1 protein-coding gene is annotated in these 277 nt (G+C 56.0%); it reads right to left on the bottom strand.

Annotation, left to right across the window (positions count from 1 at the left end):
- Nucleotides 1-6: 6 nt before the first annotated feature.
- A partial coding sequence (locus ACYQ2W_RS26850; protein WP_459874212.1) for a transposase occupies nt 7-277 on the bottom strand: 271 nt, incomplete at its 5' end.

Genomic DNA, 277 nt, shown 5'->3' with positions numbered 1-277 from the left:
GCCTCGTCAGCAGAATCTGTGGGGAACCTTCGGTTCCGGTAACGCGCCAAGTGTATGATACAAAGCGATTTCCAGCGCGCGGTAGGTGCGAAATCCGAACGCTTTTCTGACCGTCAGTTTTGCTTTGGTATTGAAACCCTCCACCACACCGCTGGAGAGCTGTCCTTTGGCCCGGAACCAGTTGAGCAAAAGAGTCCGGTGCCCACGCAGCATTCTGGCGACCCGCTTCATCGGTTCGATCTTCGAGCGCATGGTCTTGGTACACCATCGATCCAGG

It is taken from the genome of Endothiovibrio diazotrophicus, assembly GCF_054657215.1.
Note: the sequence above shows the minus strand (reverse complement) of the source record. Positions and strands in the feature narration are given on the sequence as shown.